The organism is Candidatus Moraniibacteriota bacterium (genome assembly GCA_026396275.1).
In the GTDB taxonomy this organism is placed as follows: Bacteria; Patescibacteriota; Minisyncoccia; order Moranbacterales; family JAPLXC01; genus JAPLXC01.
In genome coordinates, this window is the sequence record JAPLXC010000002.1 from 108,774 (window position 1) to 132,407 (window position 23,634).

10 protein-coding genes are annotated in these 23,634 nt (G+C 44.2%); 7 read left to right on the forward strand and 3 right to left on the reverse strand.

Going from position 1 to position 23,634, the window contains the following annotated elements; genetic code table 11:
- Nucleotides 1–77 precede the first annotated feature (77 nt).
- The 4 genes from NT136_00695 to NT136_00710 all read left to right on the forward strand — a co-directional run bounded on the left by NT136_00695 (nucleotide 78) and on the right by NT136_00710 (nucleotide 16,336).
- Nucleotides 78–2,312: a UvrD-helicase domain-containing protein gene (locus NT136_00695; protein MCX6765467.1), complete on the forward strand. Its 2,235-nt coding sequence runs from the start codon at nucleotides 78–80 to the stop codon at nucleotides 2,310–2,312.
- A gap of 323 nt (nucleotides 2,313–2,635) precedes the next feature.
- Nucleotides 2,636–2,842, forward strand: a complete 207-nt coding sequence (locus tag NT136_00700) for a MerR family transcriptional regulator (GenBank protein MCX6765468.1) — start codon at nucleotides 2,636–2,638, stop codon at nucleotides 2,840–2,842.
- A gap of 47 nt (nucleotides 2,843–2,889) precedes the next feature.
- Entirely contained in the window at nucleotides 2,890–15,348 is a 12,459-nt protein-coding gene (locus tag NT136_00705; protein MCX6765469.1) for an SH3 domain-containing protein, read from the forward strand.
- Between the two features lie 127 nt (nucleotides 15,349–15,475).
- Entirely contained in the window at nucleotides 15,476–16,336 is an 861-nt protein-coding gene (locus NT136_00710; GenBank protein ID MCX6765470.1) for a cache domain-containing protein, read from the forward strand.
- Between the two features lie 31 nt (nucleotides 16,337–16,367).
- Here the strand turns inward: NT136_00710 and NT136_00715 are convergent, their stop codons facing one another.
- The 3 genes from NT136_00715 to NT136_00725 form a co-directional block, all read right to left on the reverse strand.
- Nucleotides 16,368–16,823 carry a PrsW family glutamic-type intramembrane protease gene (locus NT136_00715; protein MCX6765471.1) on the reverse strand — a complete coding sequence of 152 codons (456 nt, stop codon included), beginning with the start codon at nucleotides 16,821–16,823 and terminating at the stop codon, nucleotides 16,368–16,370.
- A complete protein-coding gene (locus NT136_00720) occupies nucleotides 16,801–17,736 on the reverse strand; it encodes a class A beta-lactamase-related serine hydrolase (GenBank protein ID MCX6765472.1) in 936 nt (311 codons plus the stop codon). The genes NT136_00715 and NT136_00720 overlap by 23 nt, the downstream gene beginning before the upstream one ends.
- A gap of 390 nt (nucleotides 17,737–18,126) precedes the next feature.
- Nucleotides 18,127–19,125, reverse strand: coding sequence for a tyrosine-type recombinase/integrase (locus tag NT136_00725; GenBank protein ID MCX6765473.1), 999 nt, complete (start codon nucleotides 19,123–19,125; stop codon nucleotides 18,127–18,129).
- A 448-nt stretch (nucleotides 19,126–19,573) separates the two neighbouring features.
- On the opposite strand from NT136_00725, the gene NT136_00730 reads away from it, so the two are divergent.
- From NT136_00730 to NT136_00740, 3 genes are all read left to right on the forward strand, one after another.
- On the forward strand, nucleotides 19,574–20,749 hold the full coding sequence (locus NT136_00730; protein ID MCX6765474.1) for a LysM peptidoglycan-binding domain-containing protein: 1,176 nt from the start codon (nucleotides 19,574–19,576) through the stop codon (nucleotides 20,747–20,749).
- Nucleotides 20,750–20,915: 166 nt separating this feature from the next.
- A complete protein-coding gene (locus NT136_00735; protein ID MCX6765475.1) occupies nucleotides 20,916–21,470 on the forward strand; it encodes a hypothetical protein in 555 nt (184 codons plus the stop codon).
- A 225-nt stretch (nucleotides 21,471–21,695) separates the two neighbouring features.
- On the forward strand, nucleotides 21,696–23,624 hold the full coding sequence (locus tag NT136_00740) for a hypothetical protein (GenBank protein ID MCX6765476.1): 1,929 nt from the start codon (nucleotides 21,696–21,698) through the stop codon (nucleotides 23,622–23,624).
- Nucleotides 23,625–23,634 lie beyond the last annotated feature (10 nt).

Below are 23,634 nucleotides of genomic sequence, written 5' to 3' on the forward strand. Positions count from 1 at the left end.
CTGTATCAAGTATAATGTATTATGTATAATGAATAAAGAGTGATGAATTTAAAAAATTGTGTTAATGTAACATAGTTATGAAGGGTATTTTGGCTAATCTCAACCCCCAGCAGAAAGAGGCAGTCGCGACAACCGACGGACCGATTTTGATTATCGCCGGAGCGGGATCGGGGAAAACCAGGACTCTCACCCATCGGGTGGCATATTTGATAAGAGAAAAAAAGATCAATCCCCAAAACATTTTGGCGGTAACTTTTACCAACAAGGCGGCCGATGAGATGAGGGGAAGAATCATTAAATTACTAAAAACTGACAACCAACCTGCCTCGCCGGCAAGCGGGCAACTAACAACTGCTTTGCCCCACGTCGGAACCTTCCACGCCATTTGCGCTAAGATTTTACGCCGGGAAATTGGAAAACTTGGCTACAAGAGTTCTTTTAATATCATTGACGATCAGGATCAACTGGCTCTGGCGAAAAAAATTTGCAAAACACTGGAAGTTAATACTGATCAGTTTAATCCTCTTACTTTACTGGATGCAATCAGCCGCGCGAAAAATGAACTGGTTGATGTTGACCGGTACGAAGAAAATATTGGCGGATACTACGAAGAAATAGTAGTGAAAGTTTACAAAGAATATCAGAAAACGCTTTTGGAAAACAATTCAGTTGATTTTGATGACCTTATTGCACTTACCGTGAAAATTTTTCAAAAGTTCCTCGATGTTTTGAGGAAATATCAAAAACTTTTTCGCTATGTTCTGGTAGACGAATATCAAGACACTAACCATGCTCAATACGTTCTGGTGAATATGCTCGCGAAAGAGCACCGCAATCTTTGCGTCGTGGGGGACGACTGGCAGTCAATTTATGGCTGGCGCCAGGCGGATATCAGAAATATCTTGAGTTTTGAAAAGGACTACCCGGAAGCCAAAGTGATTGCTCTGGAGCAGAACTACCGGTCCACTCAAGTGATCCTTGACGCCGCTTATGGGGTAATCTCAAAAAATATAAATCGCACTGACAAAAAACTCTGGACTGAAAAATCCGGCGGGCATTTAATTTCGGTGTATGAAGCGGAAGACGAAAAGGAGGAGGCGGAGTTTGTGACAGAGGAAATAATTAGATTAGTCGGAGAAAAAAGTTCGGGATCCTTCGACAGGGCTCGGGACGACAAAAATGGAAAATTTTCATTTTCCAATTTTGCCGTATTTTACCGAACTCACGCCCAATCCCGGATGCTAGAAGAGATGTTTTTGCGCCAATCCATTCCCTACCGGATCGTCGGCGGAATTAAATTCTATCAGCGCAAAGAAGTGAAAGACATTATTGCTTATCTGCGGCTCATTCAAAATCCCAACGACTATATTTCGCTAGAGCGGATTATTGATGAACCAAAAAGGGGCATTGGAGAAAAGACACTGGAGTACTGGTCAGCGATTGCTAAAAAAAATCGTCTAGATTTAATTATAATGGGTCTCCAAATTTCTAATTCCAAATTTCTAATTTCTAATCAAATCCCAAATTCCAAATCCCAAATTAATTCCAAAATGGATGCAGTAGTTAAGTTCTGTGATTTTATCAAGCGAATGAGGAAATTAAGCAGAAAAGTAAAACTGACTGACCTGATAGAGAAAGTTATCAAGGAAAGCGGTTATGAAAAAATGCTTTTGGATGGAACAATGGAGGGAGAAACACGCTGGGAAAATATTCAGGAACTTTTGTCGGTGGCTAAAAAATATGACGATCTTAAAGGAGAAGCGGCGCTGGAGGGGTTTCTTGAGGAAGTGGCGCTGGTGACCAGCACTGAAGATATTGATCAAAGCAAAAACGCGGTGCATCTGATGACGCTTCACAGCGCCAAAGGACTGGAATTCCCTTTTGTTTTTATCGTCGGGCTGGAAGAGGGATTGTTGCCGCATTCACGAAGCACTTTATCAGCAGAGGAGATGGAAGAAGAAAGGCGGCTGATGTACGTGGGAATCACCCGCGCAAAAGTTAAGGTTTATCTTCTTTTCGCCAGAGAACGAACAATTTTTGGCTCCACTCAAGCTAATTTTCCCTCACGGTTTTTGGACGACATACCGCCGCATCTTATTGAAGATGCGGAAATAAAAAATTATTTTTCTAGCGGAACTAATGAAGCTAATAAACTAAAAGCTAAATTTAAAGATGGTGACCGGGTAAAACATGATGAATTTGGCGAAGGGATTGTGATTTCTGTTCAAGATGATATCGCCACGGTAGCTTTCAGAAAAGCCGGAGTTAAAAATATTTCTTTAGAGTTTTCAGGACTTAGGAAATCAAAATAAAACAACTCTCTCGTTTTTGGCTCATTTCTAAAATAAAGGCGCGAAGACATTGTTGTAGAAAAAGGTCAAATTTATTATAATAAAAACGTAAGTATAAATTCTCAAGTTTGCTTGATATTTAAAAAATGAGAGCTATTTAGCTAGGAATACTTAGGATCAAATACTGGACAAGACAAAAAAAGTATGATATACTATAAATAACTGAAAGGGGGCGCGAAAGCGGCTTTTCAGGAAAAAAACGGGTGAAAGCCGTTTTTTTTATTTGTTTTTTCTTGAATATATTCAGTCTATTCAGATAGCTATTAAATTGAAACCAAATTTTTATGGGTTATGTAAGAGTAAAAGATATTGAGAAAATAATAGATCGCGACCGCAACACTATTCTACGCTGGGAGCGGGAAGGAAAAATTCCGCCGCCTCAAAAAGACAGCCGGGGCTGGCGTTTTTACACGGAAACGGATATTGAAACTATCCGCCGCTATGTTGCCAAATCCAATCCTTATTATGGAAATTTCAACCAAAACTGTTAAAGCCAGCTAATTTTTTGCCGTGTTTGGAGAAATAAAAATGAAAATCAATGCTCAAGGAAAAATGCGAAAAAATTTACGGTAAAATAAAAAATTGGGCGATCATTGTCCGCGATTCTAGCCGGCGCCACTTCCCGCTGGTTTTGGCGATTATTTTTTTGACTCCGGCTTTTATTCTACTTTTTCTTTTTGTTAATTCGCAACTACATAAGCAGTCTTCTTACGCGGCCACTTTTACTGGAAAAGTCAAAGTTTCCAAGCAGACAACGACTTTGTCAACCAGCGGGGACTGGTATACTTCCATGGCTCATTCCGGCGACGGAGTCAACGGTGACGCGGAATCGGGCACTTTCAATCCAATTCATCCGGGCCAGGGAGCGGGAACCGAGCCGGGAGCTGGCGGAATCGCTATGGGCCATGTGGCCATGGGAGCAACAACCACTTACGCGGCCGCCCAGTTCATCGGTTTTAAACCAAGCGCCACAGGAAACTTGGACGGGGTCCAGCTGGTTTTTGAAAATTTGACTTCAACCAATCTTTCCAATGTGGACTTGGTGGTTGAATTTGTTCGTTTTCCCTCAGCGACGTATAGCGGGGGTTGGACCAATTATGTGACCGGCACCCAAGGCGCTTATACATATCCTTCCGACACGCAAGTTTTGCGCCGGACGGTCTGGCAGTTCAATCAGGAGCTTTCCGGGGAAAACGCGGCGCCGGGTCAGTTCGGGCGGGCAACTTTTGACTTTCGCTTTGATCCACCGGTAGCAGTAACAACCGGCGGAGGGGCCGGCGATCATTACGGCATCCGGATTATCAACATGGGCGCCAGCACTCCGGTTTTTGGCACTTGGGCGCAAGCGCCTCAGTCCAACGGCTTCCCTTCAATCAACGGCACGATCCGGACAATCGGCTTCAATGATCTTGATACAACTAACGCCCCAACCGTTACTATGCCAGTGGTTTTGGGAGGAAATACGGTTTTGACAACCGGCGCGATGGTGGCGGCTAATTCGGTTCCGGGAATCGGATTGCCGACAGTGCGCAGAACGGAAAACGAACACTGGACAGCCACTTATTCTTCAGCCAATGGAAATTGGACAGTTGCTGGATCGGTTTCCGGAACACAAACCAATAAATTAACTACATCCACTAATGGCGGAACCGGCGCCAGCTGGCTCAATGACAGCGCTGTCTATACCACTCTGACCTCGGACATTACCGGCACAACCAACAAACTTTGCGTGGATTCAATCACCGGTTTTGCGGCCAACCAATATATTGATGTTTGGGACAGCGATACGGCTTCGGCTCAATTTACTATTCTTTCAGTAAATTCTTCAGACGGCAGTTGTCCGTTAAGCGGACCGTCCATTACTACAACCGCCAACCTGACTAACACCAATAACTACACCCAATCCAAAAACGCCACCGTAGCCAGAACCACCTGGAAGCAAAGAATTATTCAGGGAGCAATCCAGGTCTTTACCCAGGATATGCCCTCAACCACTAAAATCTGCGTGGCCGATTCAAGCAGATTCAGCGCGCCGACAGCCGGAACAGCCAATAACATCGTGGTTTGGGACAATAACACAACAACAATCAACACCAACCGCGTCGTATCCACTTCGCAGGCGGATGGAAGCTGTACCAGCAATAACAGCATTACAATATCAACAGCGATTACTGCCGGAACTTATACTACCGCTCAAAGCGCTTATGTGGCGGAATATTCGGCTCATCTTTCCAATTCGGCCGCACCGTCCAATGGAGCGGTTTTACGCTGGACGACTTTTAATCATCCGCAAAATCCAACCAATTCAACTTTGCTGGCGCGGACTACTTCAGTTAATTTGGCTTACGCTAAATCACAGTCGCCGGCCACTTCCAGCACCAACTATCCTTATCTATCCAACCGCCATATTTTCTTTGTGGCTTATGGCGACGCGGACACGACCGCGCCGGCTGACGGTGATATTGTTATCGTCGGCAACGGCAAATCCGATCCTGATTCCGGCGATTCATCCAATTTGACCAGCGACATCAACTGGGCGACCAAGGAATCGCATGTGGTGACGATTGACCGCAGTTGGGACGCGCCGATGGCATATAGCGGAACCAACGCAGCGGCGGTGGGCGACGGCGCCGGTTCTCGTGCCAACTTTGCCGCCTGGAGCCAGAACGGCGGCTGGGTATCAGCGCTGGTTACTCCCAGTTCGCAATTGGGGATAGACAACAGCACCAACAAGCATTACCGGATTACCATTCCCGGAAAAATTGTGGTTGACTCGGACGCATCGGTGGCGCTTGGGAAATCCGGAGCAGCCATTCCGGAAAGTTCTGGCCACGACATATATTTTGACACGGTGAGTCCCGCGGCTTCAACGCTTTTGACTGTTGACTCGGCGGCTACTACGACTTTGACCGTAGCTTCCACCACTAATTTTATGCCCGGAGACACGATTGTCTTGGACGATAACAATTCCGTTCCGATAACGAGAATTATCGCGGCGGTTGAAAATTCTACCACCATAACTTTAACCGCGGCGGCGGTAACCGGCTATACCGTGGCACAGAGCGCATTTATCGCCAAAGGTCCGACCACTGAACTGCCAACTGGTTCTGATAGAAGAGCCGGGATTTATACAATGACCGGCCTTAACGGAGCATCCACGCCGGCGCAAAGCAATACCCGTACCGGAAGAGTGGCGCTTTATGCCGACGGTTCGGAAGATTTCAGAACTTCCAAAAGTGATTTGGCAGTGGATGTTGACGGCAATATTGACACTGGATATTTAGGAAATAATTCAACTGATGCCGGCAATACCTGGGTGGATGTGGAAGATGATGTAGTTGGCAACTGGCAGCCGCTGGATCAGGTGGCTGTTGCCGGAGGGACCAATCAGCTGGCGGACAATAATTATTCCTCAACTGAGTTGGGCGGGACGGATGACGCCAACCAGATGCCGGTTTGGACAGGAGCCACAACCAAGGTTGACGCCGGAGCCGGGGGCCGAAACGCTCTGCCGACGCCCAATATGGAAGTGGCCGAGATCGGCACGATTCCGATGACCAATATTTATAACAGCGATTATAACGGCGGATCGCCTTTGTATTCTTCCAATTACAACAATTCGTCCAGTTTGACGATTTTTAATGACGGCGCCAACACGGAAGTGAACGACGCGGTTTATTTTGGTGATCAGGGAAGTAATATGCCTTATGCTTTGGAATTCAATATTGGAACGGCCATGGTAGCCAGCGCCGATTATGTCTGGGAATACTATAAGTCCGGAGTCGGCTGGACGGAATTTACTCCCCGGGACGCATATCTTTATCAAACCAGGACCGGAGTGACGCTTCCTTTGTCAGTGGATACGGTTAATAATTCTCTTGCGATTACTCTGGCAGAAGGCGGAACAGTTTTTGGGCTGGATCAAATTGTGATGATTGACGACAACGATTCCGATCCGATTTACCGCCGATTGGGAACTTCCGCTCCGACAGCGACCACTTTAACTTTTTCTGAACCGGTTCCTTCCGGATATACAGTAGCGCAGGGAGCGACAGTTACGCGTTTGAACGGCGGCCAATGGCAGTCAATGGACCCGACTGGAATTTTTACCAGTGGCACCGGCAGAAGGATTATTTCCTGGACACCTACGAACCTAAATGGTACTCCCGCCAAGACAACGGTAAACGGTGTTAGCGCCTATTGGGTGCGAGCTAGAATTTCCTCTTTTACTTCCTGGACCACTTCGCCAACCAATCAGACAACTCCGGTGGGAATGGGAGGAATAGAAAGAATGTCTTCAGGCGTGTTTAATGTTTCTTCAGGCGTTCAAGAAGCCAAAGTTTCCGAAGTGACGGCCGGGAGCAGTTTTGATCCCAATGAAACTTATATTTTAGAATACGGCAATTCTCCCAGCTGGACGCAAGTTCTGCCGATTGTGCCTTCGGCGCCGTATACCTGGCATATAAACAGTACCGGCATGTTAAGCCAAAATACGGCGACGGCTGATTTTCATACGGCTAACGGCGATTTGTCTTGGGGGAATTATACGGTGACAGCCAAAGTGCAGATGAGGACGGCCAATGACGCGACTTCCAGAAAAATCGGAGTGGTTTTGAGAAATTCGCTGGACGGCAATGGCTATGGAGCTTTAATTGAAAAAACCAGCTCCCAGCAAAGAGTCGGTCTTTATCCGATGGCTCTGGGCGCGGAAGGTACGGTTTTTGCCAACACTACCAAAGCCTTTTCGGAAAACAGCTGGTATTGGATCAAGGCTAATGTTACCGGCACTGGCGCTTCCACAGTCTTGAGCGCCAAGTTCTGGGCTGACGGATCAGGTGAACCGGGTAGCTGGGATGTGACTTACACGACCACGGCCGGACAAGGACTTTGGAATACCGGTAAAATTGGTCTTTTTGCCGACGCGATGATTGCCGATTTTGACGATGTTTCGGTGGACAACGGGTCGGTAGTTTTTTCTGATTCATTTACCAGCACCGGCACCTGGAAACTTAAAGGTTCTATTAATGGCGATTTGGGAACAATTACTCCCGGAACACCTTTTACCAGCAACTATATTAATTTCACTTTGAAGCATAAAGGCGGCTGGAATGGAACAATTAATCCGGAAATCGGAGATAAAATTTATATCAGTCCCACTTCAACCAGAAGCTACAAAGGTTTATCCGGAACAGGATCTTCGGCCATAACTACCAGCGACACGAACACGGTCTATGAAAATGTTGATTTTGAATGGAATCCGGGGAGTAGCAATTACACTGTGACTGGAAGTGCTACCGGCGCGATGGGAACGGCCACGCCCGGAAGCGCTTACACGGCCACTGGCGGAAAAATCGGTCTGACCATTCCCTCCGGATCTCCGACCGCCACTAAATTCGGAAACAGAATGCTTTTGCTTCAAGATAATCTGCGCAGAAACACCGGTTCGTGGGTTGGCAACAATGGTTTGGGAAGCGCGGCTTTGGTCTGGCCGTCTTATACCTTAACTTCCAGCGCCATCACGCCCCGCTACAATATTGAAGGTGTTAGCGGAACGGCCACGGCCCGGCAAAACGGCACGATTGATTTTTGGTTCAAGGCCAATTATTCCGGTTCGCCTTCTTCTGCCACTCATCCCAAGGGAATGTATCTGGTGGATTATGCCAACCAAGGAAATTCGGAACGTCTTTTTATTCGGCATACAAACGATGGCTATCTGGAAGCGGCGGTATTTGGAGGAGCGACTCAAAACACATTGCTTCGGAAAAGTTTTTCCGCCACTGCCGGACAGTGGTATCATTTCCGTTTGGCCTGGGATGAAACTTTAAATACCAAAAGAGCCTGGCTAGATGAAACAGCTTTCACCTCCGGCGAAGGGCAAGCTTCAACGGTGGGAACCAGAGGCGCTAATGCCGGAATTATAAGAATTGGAAATACTTGGACTTATGACGCGCCCTTTGATGGATCAATTGACGAGTTTGCTATTTTTGACGATGCGATTGACACTTCCGACGCTTGCGATTGGGGAGTATCTGTGGGAATTCCAATTCCCAGCGCGGCCTGGACCAATGGCCAGACAGCCGGATGCGACGACGCGGACAGCAACATCGGAACTAATATTTTCCGAGCCAGTTTTGATCAAACTATGAATCCGCAGGAAGGGTCAATTATGGCGGATTACGCTTTTGGCAATCCGGCCATGATTTTCACCAACGGAGCTGATACCGGCAATGAAAGAATCAGAATAGTCACCTATCCGCAAAGAACGCGTGTTTGGGTGGACAATACCGGAGAAAAATATACGCCTTCAGCCAGAATCAAATTCGGTTCCGGTTATGAAGAAAACGCGACTCTGGCCACGCTGGCCGGCTGGAGCCATAATTACACTTATCATCACAAGGCGGTCCGACAATCTTCTTCCAGCCCGACTTATTCGCCGGTTCTTAATCTTAAGCGCAATACTCACATCTGGTCGGTGGAACCAATAACGCAAAACGGGGCGACGATGGGCGCGCCGATCAATGCCGGTATGGGATATGGAATGGGAACAATCGGACTTTCAGGGTTGGGAACCATCAATTTTTCCGATGTTTCCATGGAAAACCAATATACCAATTTTGCGATTGTTACCAATCCCTTTACTTTTTTGGCGGCCAAGCCCGCACAAACGATTTCCAATTCAGTTTTCTATAATTTCTACGACCGCGCCTACACCATTGCCAGTAAAACGCAGGGAACCAATTATGTGGGCGCTTATTTCGTCACCACTCATTTTGCCGCCGCCAACATCGGCAGTGGCTATAACGCCAGTCTTTCCCAGAATGTCGGAATTGACGGCAGTATTTTTATGGGCAACCGTAACGCTTACGTGACTGTGCCGCCGGTGGCGGCTAACGGCGCGGCGTCTTTTTTCTCCGGCCGGCTGTATACGGTTCAAAACAGCGAATTTTATAACAACGGTGTCACCGGCGCCGGAACATCGGGCGCTTTGAACTTTTCTTCTGGCGTGGCGAAAGTGACGATTGCCGATAATATTTTTTCCATCAACACCAATGGCATCCGGCTTTACGGAAACTCGTTTTTTACCATGAATGACAATATTTTTGAAGGCCATGTAGCGGATGATGTGACGACATTAGGCGCCAATTATGGCGCCGGCATCAGGGTAGCGCAAACCTCATCGTCAGTGGCGATCGTGGATACGGACAGTATTTTCGGCCGGGGGCTTTGGAATGAGGCGGATGTCGGCTTGCCGCCCAACACCGGAACTTTTGAAGCTGAATCGCTCATCCAGTTTACCGGCGAGGGCAGCCAGTTGAGAAGTCCCATTTTGTTTGGAACGGCTGATTACGATAATATGCCGAGAGTCGCCGATCACTATCTGGGATCCACTATTCCGGGTACGGATATACGAGGAACCCATTCTACCAATGAAAAGAATATTATCAATGCCACCACTTTTGGCTATATGCGCACCACCGGAGCGGGCTTGCCGGATACGCTTTTGCGCACCAGCGGGGGCTATGGCTGGCGGTTGGAACCGATCAATGCCGACATCGGATTGGACTATACAGCTAAGCTTGTAGGCGTGGCCGATAAGCCACTGGCGGCGACCGGCTATTTGAGAATCAATTCCAATTACGGCACGACTAATTTGCCGACTGTTACACTTTCCGGACTGGGAATGACTGGAGCCAATTTGACTTGGACAGCGGAGCCGACAGCGGACGAATGGCAGCAATTCGTGGTTTCCGGCACGCCGACAGAGTCAGCTTTAGCGGAACTCAAAATTTCCACCAAGCTGGATTATGTGGTATCCGATTCCGGCACGAGCGAAATTGTTTCCAATGCCACCGGGAATTATCTTCCGGCCTTGGTTGAAGATGTGGATAAATCCTGGACGCCCAATCAATGGGTGGGATATAAATTCAAAGACGCCAACGGAAAAGTTTTTGATATCGTGAAAAATACCAGTCAGATTCTCTATCTCAAAGGCACGGTAGTTCCGCATCTATTAAGCACTACTTTCGCGGCCTTAACTCCGGGCGATTATGTCATTTATAACGAGCCGTATGTTTATCTGGATGATGTTTCGGTTTTGTCTGGAACAGTGGATACGGGAACTCTTGATTTTCATTCCAGTGGACAGCCGGTTTCTCCTTGGCTGGCGACCGGTCTTACGGCCGAAGGAGTTTGGAACGCGCAGTTCAGCACTTTTTCCGACAGCGCCGGTTCTTTTGGTCAGCTTTTGGGTGACGCATTAGTAGCTCAGTACGCGGATGTTTCTGATCTTTCACCTACAACAACCGAGTTCGATACCAGCTTAAGTTCTACGACCGATGATTTTTATCTAAACGGCGCGATTATTTTTACCGAAGGGCAAAATAAGGGAGCGGTCCGAAGAATTTCCGATTATACTGGTGCTTCAAAAACAATAACTGTTGACCCAGCCCTGTCTTTTGCTCCGGCTGATGAGGATCGATTTGCCATTTTGGCGGCGACCGCTTCCAGCGGTGGAAGTGGAGGAGGAGCTACGGCGGCTGAAATTTGGAGCTATGCGATAAGAAGGCTTACCGACAGCACTTTGTCAGGCGGAGGAACATTGGCAACACAGTCATATCTGGATACGATGAAGGCGGACATCATCGCTGAAATTGATGAAAATGAAGCTTTGATTAGCGGCCTTAACGACATATCGGCTGCCGATGTCTGGAGTTATGCTAATCGTTCCATCACCGATCCAGACGCGATTTGGGAATACGCTCTCACTTCCATCGGAGAAACCGGATCGGTTGGAAAATTAATCAAGGACAATCTTGATGCCACTATCTCCAGCCGGGGAACCAGCGACTTGACGGCGGCCGATGTTTGGACGAACGCCACTCGAACTCTGACTGATTATTCAACTGACGCTATTTCTCTGGCAGTTTGGCAAAATGCCACCAGAACATTAACTGCTTATGGAAACGATATAACCGCGGCGGATGTATGGAATGTTTTAAGTTCATCGCTTACCACAGTTGGAAGTATTGGCAAACAACTGGCGGAAAATGTGGATGTGGCAGTCTCTTCTCGAGCCTCCCAAGCTTCGCTGGACGCCTTAAATGATATTTCTGCTGCTGATGTCTGGAGCTATTCCAACCGAACGATTACTGATCCGGATAACATTTGGGAATACGCCCTCACTTCCATCGGAGAAACCGGATCGGTTGGAAAATTAATCAAGGACAATCTTGATGCCACTATCTCCAGCCGGGGAACCAGCGACTTGACGGCGGCCGATGTTTGGCTGGCAACGGAAAGAACCTTAACTTCCAACGCTAATTTCAACGATCCGACCACAGCGCAAATTGCCACAGCCGTTTGGGGGGAAGCCAATAGAACTCTTACTAGTTACGGCAATGACATTACCGCTGCCGACGTTTGGAGCATATTAAGCTCATCACTAACTACAGTCGGTTCGATTGGCAAGCAGCTGGCGGAGAATGTAGATGTGGCGACCTCCACGCGGGCTTCCCAATCTTCAGTAGATGCCCTAAATGATATTTCCGCGTCTGATGTATGGACTTACGCTACTAGAACTTTGACTGGTGAAGTGGCGCTTACTTCCGATTCCAGAAAAGCGATCTGGGACACGGCCTGTTCTATCCTCAATACTTCCGGTAGCGTGGGAAAACTGGTTTGCGACAATTTAGACGCAGCCGTTTCTTCCCGTTCGACGCTTACGGCCGCTGATGTCTGGAGCAGCGCTACTCGAACAATTACCAATTTGGAAAATCCGGCCCTTTCGGCGATTGCCAACAGCGTTTGGAGCAATGCCACTCGCGAACTGACTGCCTATGGCAACGACATCACGGCGCAGGATGTTTGGGATGTTTTAACTTCCAGTATGACTACTATTGATTCTATCGGAGAGCTCCTAATAACCAATGTGGATGAGGAAATTTCCTCCCGGTCATCCCAAAGCAGTCTGGATGATGTTTCAACCAATGTCAGTGATATTGAATCCAATGTGGATGTGCCGGTTTCAACCCGTTCTTCGCAGGCCAGTCTTGACACCCATGAATCGTCCGAATCAACTTTTAGAACCAATACAACCAATACCCTATCCGACATTTCCAGCGATGTTGGCGATATTTACATTAATGTAGTGGCTATTCAGAGCGATCTCTCTTCCATTGATACGAAAATTGATACTCTAACAACCACTCTCAACTCCGTTGACGCGAAAATTGACACTCTTGACACTAATATTGACAGTATAAAAACAACCGTGGAAGACACCAATATTAAAGTCAGCGCCATCCAAACGGTGACTAACAGTATTCTTAATAAGTGGGGCAGTTATTCTGCCGCGGATATCATCGGCTATGTTGACGCGCTGGAAGATTATGTGGGAACGCCGGATGACGAAGCCAGCGCAGAAACTCTTTTTGGAAGGATAAAGGAAGTAAAGGAAGCGACGGGAAGCGGCGGGACGATTGATTTAATTTACGCCCAAGTCCAGGCCACGCATAACAAGCTTCTGGACGTTGAGTTGGAATTGGGATATAACGGAAAAACCACCAGCGCCTATGACGATATCACGGCTGTTAAAAATTATGTGGACACGGTGGAGAACAGTCTGGCGACTTTGGATTCAAGAACTTCCGATATTTCTTCTTCAGTGAGTGATATTTCATCCGATCTCAAAGACGTGACTGACAAGATTGGAAAAGTCAGTTCAGATTCCTTTTCCCAGCATTTCGAGATCAAGAAAACAGATATTGATTATCTCAAAAATAAAGTGATTGAGCTTAAAGCTATCGCTGAAATAGACCGCCAGCTGATCGAAAGAACGATCAGCGAGCCGATAGTCAAAGTGATTATGGAATGGGGGTCGGTAGTGATTAAATTTATTATTGTCAATCCTTCTGATTCAACTGATCAGAAAATTCCTTTCAAGGCCTATCTTCCCAAAGAAGTGCGTCAGGAATATATAATAGATCTGAGCGGGCTTTCCTTAAATTACGACGCGACTACAGAGCAATACTATGTTACCGCGGACATCGCACTTAAAGCTGGCGAGTCGGTAACGCGCGCGGTGGAAATAAAAGACATCTGGATAATTAGCTATGACGAAATTGATTCCCTAAGAAAGCAAGCCGAAGAAATGGCAGTGGGATTGACCGATACTTTCTACAACGCGCAAGCCATAACCTTAAAGACTGATATTAATACCCGGCTGGATAAGGTTGCAAGAAAGCAAAAAGATAATAATGCCACTCCGCAAGACCATATCCTGGCTTATCGGGAAAATCAGGAGGAATTGAAAGCAATTAATGAAAATTTAAAAGGAATGAAGGATTTAGTTTTGAATTCCGGCACCGGGAAAAACTTCCTAGCCTCTATCGGGGGCATTCAGACCTTTGCCACCTGGGGAATAGTCCTAATTTTAATTTTTGGCATGGGAGCTCTCGGGTTTTTCTACTACGCTCTCTGGAGGAAAAAAATCGTGTCCGATGGAAAGTCGGAAACCGGCGGGCTGCCAGCCGGCCAGAAAACGGATGATATGAATCCTGTCCAACCAGTAGTCACTCCTGGCGCTCCGAATCAAAATATCGAGTTGCCGACACCTTCGCCGCTCGCTCTTCCGGGATTCAATTTTTCCTGGGCCAAAAAGATTGTTTTGGGGTTAGTTATCCTGTCCAAGGATATCTCGAGCCTTATATATAGCTTGTTCAAAAAAGTTGCGGCCAAGGTGGCTTCTCTTCCCAAGAAGGTCTTATTAGTCATAGGCATATTAGTCATCGTCACGGCTGGCACCCTGGCTTTCGTAAAATACCATGATTACCAGAAAGAAAAATCAGAAAAAGAAAAAGAGATTGTTTTAAGCGTTTCTCAAAGCCAGGTTCCGGATGAAGCGGATGAAAAGAAGAAAAAAGTCCTGGAATTAGTCGCTGAAATCGATAAAAAAGCCGGAGAAAAAGCGGAGATGAACAAAAAAATAGATGAGATAATGAAAAAAGATGAGAATCCAGAGGATGCTTCGCAGGAGGAAAAAATAGAAAACAAATCCGAAGCTTCCAAATCCAGCCGGCTGACCGTAAAAGACACGCCTACCGGCTGGCTGAATGTTCGTGAGAGCGCTTCAACCGGCGGGAATGTTATTGGCAAGGTTTATCCGAAAGAAAGTTATAATTATATCGAAAATCAAGATAACTGGTATAGGATAGTTCTAAAAGATAAAAAAGAAGGCTGGGTTAACGGTGAATATGTTCAATTGGAAGAAACGGTTGGCGGCGCAACTACGGAAAATAATTCAGGGGAGACTCCATCTGTCAAGGCAAAAGAAAATGAACTAACTATCAAAGATACGCCCACGGGCTGGCTGAATGTTAGAGAACAGCCCTCTGCTAGCGGCGCACTGGTAGCTAAAATTTATCCGGGAGAAAAGTATATTTATTTGGAATCCGAAAACGGCTGGTACAAAATAATTCTCAAAGATAAAAAAGAAGGCTGGGTTATCGGAGAGTATGTGAAAACAAATAGTCCGGCTTTGTTAGGCAGCAATGACAATCAGGAAAAAGTCGAGGGAGCGAGCATCGGCGATACCGGAGAGGCGGCAATCAGACAGACAAATATGGAGTTTTACGGTGTTTACGAAAATCCGTCTTATACGGAAAAAATAATCGCTCGGGCTTATCCGGGAGAAATCTATTCTTTTTCAGAAATTCTGGGCGGCTGGTACAAAATAATCCTCAAAGATAAAAAAGAAGGCTGGATCCTGGGCGAGTATATTGAGCCGGCCGGCAATTTGGAAAACCGGGAATTCGTGAAAATTATTCCCAATGACAGCTCTTATGTTAATATCAGGGAGATTCCCTCTCAATCAGGGAAAGTTGTCAAGAAAATTTATGTTAGCAACCAGTTTGAAAAACTTGAAGAAAAAGATGGTTGGGTTAAAATAGAACTTTTGGACGGAAGTTTTGGGTGGGTATCAAACCAATTCGCTAAATAATTATAAATATAAATTTATGAAAAAGTTTTTTATTTTGCATCGGAAGCTTTGTTTCATTGTATTTTTTTTGATTATTTTTATGCCGGCTTCGGGTGTGGCTTTTCTGAATTCCTTAAAAATTTACAGTATGGAGAAAATTAATATTCAAGAACAGTCTATGTTTTTAGCAAAATTAACAGCAGTTCTTCAGGAACAAACTATCAACGAAACTCGGGAATTTCTTTCCTTTTTGTCCAAGCTTCCGCAGTTGCAAGATTCTGAGTCTTCTAAATGCGATGAAATTTTGGCTAAGCTTTTAAAGCAGTATAAAGAATATACGAATATCACTTTGCTCGGGGCAGACGGAAATCTCATTTGCAGCGGACTTGAAAACGACCAATCAATCAATGTCGCTTATCAGCCCTATTTCCAGAGAATGCTCGAAGAACGGGATTTTATAACGGGGAAATATGTGGCTGGAACAATAAGTAATAAACCAATCATTCCTTTTATCCAGCCAATTTTTAATTCTCAAGGTGAAATTAAAAGTGCTGTCGTGGCTTTTCGAGATTTATCGTGGCTTTATGATCTCAACAGCAAAATTTCTTTGCCTTACGGAACATCACTTTTGATTTTTGACGAAAACGGAGTAGTTTTAGATTGCTTTTCCGAAGAAAAAGATTGCGTTGGGAAAAATCTTAAAGGTAAATCTTTAGTGCGAAAGGCTATAGAAAATGGAAATGAAGGCGCGGTGTACGCCGAAGGATTAGATGAAAATGAAAAAATTTACCTGTTTATTTCTACTTCTCCCGACTCTTCTCAAGATAAAATTTATATAGCAGTGGGGAGAGAGGATGTATTGCCTTTTTCAGTTCTTTTTTCCAATCTTTTATTAAACTTTATTTTGCTTTTAGCCGTAGCCATTTTAGCCTGGTTGGTGGCTAAAAAAGAGTGTTCTTCCTGCAGTTATTATAATCCCCCAAGGGATGAAAAAGATTTGCATAGCTGATTTGTTTGCCTCGGTCAATTAGGAACTCATATTATTTGAGTAAAAACATAACGGATTGATTATAGAAATAATGGATGAGCATCGCCAGAAGTGCGGCTGGAAAAATAAGGCGGCGGTTTTTTTGAGCAGAAAGCAGAATAATCAGAATAGTGAATATATGCAAGATTGAAGCCAAGAAAAATCTTTCAATAAAGATAGCGGGCGATCCATAAAGGATTGAATTGGAAAGGTAAAAAAAATTTTCTGAAAGAGCAAAGAAAAATCCCAGAAAAATAGTCAGCTTTATTTGAAATGATTTCCCGGGAATTGTTAGGATTAAAAAAACCATAGTGGCCTTAAACATTTCTTCTAGAATGTAAGGATAAGGAATAATTTTTTCAATAGGCAATAAAATAACTGGCGCGATTAAAGCTAAAATCGGCAACAGAAAAAAAAGATAAGAGACATCAGTTTTATTTTGATTATTATTTTTGAGAAATGGATTCATAAATAATTTTGGATAAGTTCGCTATAAGCTCTTTAGCTTTGGGCACTTCCATGTCACGGGTCATTATGCAAATAAAATAAGTACTTTTGGGATGATAGACTATTCCACAATCAGAAAGTCCATCTGGTCTCTCGCCGTACTTATGCGCTATCTGAACTTCATAAGGAATGCCGGCAGAAAGCAGGTTTTCCATTTTTGTGTCAGTGGTAATTTCAAGCGCTTTATCGGATAATTCCGGAGAAAGATAGGTCGAAAAATAGAGACTCTTGAAAAACCGCGTGTAACCGCGCGGTGTTACCAGTGAATCATTGGTTTGGGCGTAGGGATTAGGGATACCGACATGAGCGAAAACCGAGTTTAACTCTGCGTCAGTCAGTTGTCTTTTTAAAACTTCCTTAGCTGTATTATCTGATGCAAGAATCATTTCTTCAATAAAATCCCAGACCGACATTTTATATCCGGTGCCTTTTTTGTATAATTCGCCGGAATTTTTATCCAAATCGTCCGGAGTAATTTCTAAAATAGTATTAAGAGATAATTCATTAAGATCAATTTGTCTTAAGACAGCTAGCATAATAGGAATTTTTAAAAGACTGGCCGGATTAAATCCTTCCCTTTCATTTATTCCCAGCCAAGCGCCTGTTCGGCTGTCTTGCAAAAAAATCCCAATGTTTTTTTGAGCATCAAAATTGTTAATTTCTTGCTCAAGTTGGGGTTTTAAGCCATTAAAATGCAAAATCGCATTTCCTTCTTGAATATTGGAATCTATAAACTGTTTTTGGTTATCACTTATCATTTTAAACAGTTTGGTTGTGTTTTTCGCGGGTTCTTCTTTGAAAGATAGCTTGAAAACAAAAAAGACATTAATTAGCAATGAAACGGTCAAAAAAATATAGATGATTTTTTTACGCATTTTTTTGGATAATTAACATTAGTGACAGTATAGCATTTTTTTAAAATGCACTCTACAAAAAGCTGGGCATGTATCCCATCCTAAAAATCCGTGGTTTTGATTGCCAAACAACTAAAAGGTATTTATATTTGTCTAAGTGTGGACGCACGGGTGGGATATTGGGGCAAACACGCTTTCCTTTTTATATAAAGTCGTAGCATTGCTTCCGCCGTTCCGATTTCTTAGAACGCAAATTTCTTCAAAATTCGCGGGCGGAAGCTAAGCTAAATTTTGGAAAAAAGTTCAAGCGCAGCACTTCCTATTTCAACCGCCTGGCGCTTTTCACAAAAAGCCAAACGCTAGAAGCTTTTCTGTCAAAGCTTAGCTTCGACAGAACTTTCCTTCCTGAGGTCAAGCCCTGAGAAGTTTTGTTCTTCTTCTCCTCGCATGAAACGCCTGATGCACTTCTTTGAGCTGTTGATTGGTTACATGGGTGTAAATTTGCGTTGTCGTAATAGAAGAATGCCCCAGCATCGCCTGGACGCTTCTGATATCGGCACCGCTGGCCAGAAGATCAGTCGCAAAACTGTGGCGCAAAGTGTGGGGATGAACGTCTTTAACAAGACCGGCTTTGGCAGCGTAAAACTTCACAATTCTTTGGACGGAGCGGGGAGTAATTCTTAGAGAAGAGTCGCTTTTTTTATTGTCATTCCGGACTTGATCCGGAATCTCTTTAGATCCTGAATCAAGTTCAGGATGACATTTGCGATGGATTTTTTTGGCGATTCGCACGAATAGCGCCGGATCAATATCCATTCTTTTATTTAAATATTTTTCCAATGCCTTTTTAGCAGTGTCGGAGACAAAAACAATCCGGATTTTTCCTCCTTTACCCCGAACGCTGAATTCCTGTTTGGCCAAATTTATCTGGTCGCGATTGATGTTCACCAGTTCCGAAACGCGAAGTCCGGCTGAAAAAAGAAGTTCCAAAATCGCCCGGTCGCGCAGCGTTTTCAAATCATCTCCGGAAGCACTTTCCAGGAGGCGGTCCAGTTCATCGGCTTCCAGAAACTCAACGGCCTGAACCGGATTTTTTCCCACTTCTATTTTTTCCGGCTGAAGCGCCTCAATGTCGCGTTTGGCCAGATATTTCAAAAAGTTGCGAAGAGCAATGACATGGTAATTCTGGGTGATTTTTTTAAGTTCTTTACCCTTCTTGTCTTGGTAGCGGTTAAGACGCAAACGGTATTTTCTCACCAGATCATCCGTGATTTCCCCGGGGCTGGTAACTCCGGCCCAATTCAAAAACCGCTCGAGATAATGCCGGTAGTTTTCAATCGTTTTAGGGGACCGGCCGCGCTCAATTTCGAGATATTCCAGGAAATCTTTGAGAAGACCGTTTAAATCCATTTTGCCTTAAATCAAAAATCAAATATCAAAAATCAAAATTAAGGTATCGCTTTGCGATAGATATTTATTATGGAAAAGTCGTGAGCGTAGCGCCTGCCTGTCGGCAGACAGGAACACCAAAATTTTGAATTTTACACTTTGATTTTTAATTTTTTACGTCGTACAACCCAATTGTCACTTTCTAGTGCATTCTATCACAGTCCTGTTCTTAGAGAAAGAGAGAAAAAAGTCCCGCGCGGGCACTGTATCACCTTTTGCCCTACCTAAGCCGCCAAACAAAAGAAGAAAAACTTGTAAATTTCTCGGTTGACAAACCCGAGAGTATTTCCTATACTAGATAGCGTTAAAAATTAGAGCGTTAGCCGATGAGCCGAGTACCGGCAATTTTGGTTGATGTTGCTTCGGAAGCTAACGCTAATTGGAAGGATCAAATTCTATTAGTAAACAATTGTTGGTATCACGCTTTCCGTTTCTGGGACGCTTGCGGCTGAAAAATATCCACACAAAAGTTTACAAATATCAGCGGGATCTGGCCGACTTTATCAAAAAACGCAGGACCGTCAAATTGCTTCATCTGCTCCGCAATTATTCGGCGCTGGTGGTAGTAATTTCCAGCGCCATACTTGTCGCGGCGACCAATGTGGCAGCTAGCAAAGGTTCAGGCGGTTTTTTGTTTGGCTCCGGGAGCGGAGACGAAGAGCAACTTATAGCTGTCAGCAAAAAAATTGACGCCCAGTCAAGCCGCAAGAGTAATCTGGCCCTTGTCCCCTTGGCTAAATCCGGCATAGCGGTTGATCCGGATGCGAAAGACGATTTTGAATCCGAGGCCATTAATCCCATCCAGGGCCAGGTAATGATGGTTAGCGTCAATACCTCACTTAGAGATCCCGAGGAAGAGGGGGGAGTGGAAATTTACACAGTGCGCACGGGAGACACGGTGAGCGCCATCGCGGCCCGCAACAGCATTACTGTCAACACGATTCTTTGGGCCAATGATATTGATAACGTTGACTCCATTATGCCGGGAGATAAAATTTTCATTCTTCCGGTCGCCGGCGTCGGTCATACCGTGAAAAGTGGAGACACTCTGGATTCTATTGCGAAGAAATATAAAGCGGATAAAGAAAAGATTATTACTTTCAACGGCCTTCCGGCCGATGGAACAATCCGGGAAGGCGACGAGATTATTATTCCTGGCGGGCAAAAGGAAGTTCCCCAAAGTCCTGGAACAGCCAGTGGCCTTCTTCGGCAGTACGCCACTCCTTTGGGCGGCACTCCGCTTATTTCCGGCTGGAGAAAGCTGGATGGAAGAGCGGGAGCGGGGCACAGATTTCCTTATGGATATTGTACCTGGTATGTTTCCCAGCGGCGCTTTATTCCCTGGGGCGGAAATGCCGGGGCTTGGCTTTATAACGCCAAAGCCGGCGGTTATCAAACCAGCAAGGCCCCCCGAGTGGGAGCAATTATCGTCACTGCCGAATCCTGGTGGGGACATGTCGGGATAGTGGAAAAAGTAAGCGGCGGATCAGTCACTATTTCGGAGATGAATTACAATCGATGGGGAAAAGTGAACAAACGGACACTGGCGACTTCCAGTCGAGTGATAAAAGGATATATTTATTAACTGACAACTTTACAACTGACAACTGATAACTGATGACGAAAAACTAGCAACAAGACGGCTCGCTGAAAATCGGGCTGTTTTTATTGCATTTTTTATTCTTTCTGTTATATTAAGGGCAGAAAATTGTAGTACCTTTTAGAGCGTTAGGATTGACAAAACAAGAAATTTGAACTTTAATAGAGCATCAAGATCTTTAACAATCTATAAGTTAGCTATTTTCGAAAGAGAAACACTTAAAAAAACAGCCAATATTTTGGCGGAAAACAAGGAGGGAAAGATGAGAAAAATAGTAGGAATATTTATCGCTATTATGCTGTTACTAACAGCAAACTGTTTACAGGCAGGATCAGGAGATAATCTGGAGAAAAAAATCGAAAGAAAAATTATAAAGCAGATAATTTCATTTGTGGACGAAAGACCCATTGAAATTGTATGGGCAGACAAACTTAAAATCATAAGAAAAGAATCGCAACCTTACTGGACTGGCAGAATAATTCATTTCCGTGCTGGCTACCTTCCTGCGGAGATAAAGTTAAAAAAAGGAAAGAAAATCAGAAAAGCTGATATTATGTTTATGGCTGGATACGGGGAAGAGGATGGGAAAATAGTTTCAGAAGCGTGTGAGATTTTAAACATCGCTTATCAAGACAGTCCAAATTACGAGTCAGAAAAGAAAAAATTCATGGGACTGGTAAAAGCTACCAAGCCATTCGAACGCTAATATCTTTTTGCCCGCGGATTTGATAGATAAAAACAGTCCGCGGGTTTCTTATTTTTTAATTAGTTTTGCATTTAGTAAGTTATTGCTTACTTAATTATCCACAGCTTCCCCTTTTTTGTTTTTCTGGTATAATTAAAGGCAAAAGGAATCACTCTTTTTGCTTTTATTGTGCAGAAGAAAATAAAAAATAAAAGTGGTATTTTTTACAAAAGGCAACTTTTTAAAATGTTAGCTTTTTTGGCGTTTGCCTTTTTTTTGCTAAATCTTCGTCTTAGTTTAGAAATGGATTTTTCCGGCAAAAACGAGGGATACTTATATACAGTATCTTTTACAAAAACTTTAGGCCAGGGACTTTCTGGTCCCCTTGTAGTAGATCCAAATTCTGAACTATGGAAAGGCGATAACTGGAAAAAGTGGGAAAATGTTAACAAGGATCTACAGAAGAAATTAAAATCATACGAAGCACCCTGTGGACCTACCGACATCGGCTGTTGGTTTAAACAGTTGCTTTACTCGGTATTTCGCGTTGTAGCTTTGTTTTTGGGAATTGCTGGTGTCTTGTTTGGTTGGGTAATAAAGCCGGATAACGTTTATCTTGTTCTTAGAGATAATGAAGCGATTTATGCTGGCTGGAAAGCAGTTCGTGACTTTTTAAATTTAACTTTCATTTTAGTTTTGCTTTTCAGTGCTTTTTGTACCATATTTCAAGTTGAAAAATATAATCTCAAAAAAATACTTCTCACTCTAGTAATAATGGCACTACTGGTTAATTTTAGTTTTCCTATCGCTCGCTTTATCATTGATGTTTCTAATGTCACTTTTTACTTTATCATTAACAATGCATTCAGTGGTGGCAACGGTGAAGGAATTTTCACTTCTTTTGCTAATTACTCCGAGCTTGTTGGCATTCTTACAGCTAAACAGGCAGGGCAAGCCGACTTTTGGTATCTCATTATGATAATTATCTTTACCTTTATTTTAATGATCACACTTTTTGTTATTGCTATTCTTTTTATAATTCGATTAGCAGTTCTCGCCATCCTCATTATTCTTTCTCCCGTTGGCTTTGTAGCTGCGATCTTCCCCTCAACCAAACACTATGCTGATGAATGGTGGGAATCACTTTTTAAATACTCTTTTTTCGCCCCTATAATGGGCTTTGCAATGTATCTTTCCCTGAGAGTTTTAGAGGCAATGAAACAAAAAGGTATAGATATTAGTTTTCTTAAAGAGGCACAAAAAAATGTTAGTGGAGATATTGATCCCAATATGTTTGGCAAAATGGCATTCTTTGCTATCCCCGTTATAATGCTCTGGGTAGGCATAATTGCCTCTACAAAATTGGCCGGCGGAGCTGGAAACTGGGTGGCTGGGCAAGCTAAAAAATTCGCCGGGTGGGCGAGAAGACAACCCTGGCGAGGAACAAAGGCGCTGGTAGGTGCAACAGGAATTCCGGGAGGGGCCAAACAAGCATGGAGTCAATTCAGGAGAACGGGAAAATTATTTGGCAAACAAACGCCTATATACCGCGGTTCTGAAAGCAGAGCCGAGTCGGAAGCCAAATGGGCGACCCGTTTTGGTGTTAGGGGGGCGAGGGAACAAGATATTAAAAGAAGAGCGGAGGAAATGAAAAAGAATAATGTAAGTGTTACGGAGCGAAAAGATTTGGCGGCAAGGGGAAATGCAGCAGCTGTTTATAGCTTGGCTGATGATAAATTGATAGATCAAGAAACTTACGATAAGTTTTTGGCAGCGAATAAGGATAAAGATATTCATGAAACCCTTGACTTTAAGTTGAAGCAAACTAGGACAGACCTTATTGCAATTAGAAAATCTGGGGACCAAGAGGAGATACAGAAAGTTCAGAATGCCAATCCAAACTGGAATATCAATCAGGTTATGGATCACATTGTCCGCCAGGAGATGGGCAAAATGAACGCTGAAAAATGGTCCGATCAAGATTGGGATAAAATACTTGCTCCTCCTCCCCAAGGTGCTACTCCTACACAGGTTCAGGACTGGCAAAGAAAAATTGCGGCAACCCAATGGACATTTTCTCCTCAAAATATGACTGCATCAGCACAAAGCGAAATTAGAAAACGGATAAATCCAAATAAAAAAGCCGCGCTTAATGCGCAAAACATACCAGTCTAAATTCAAATTA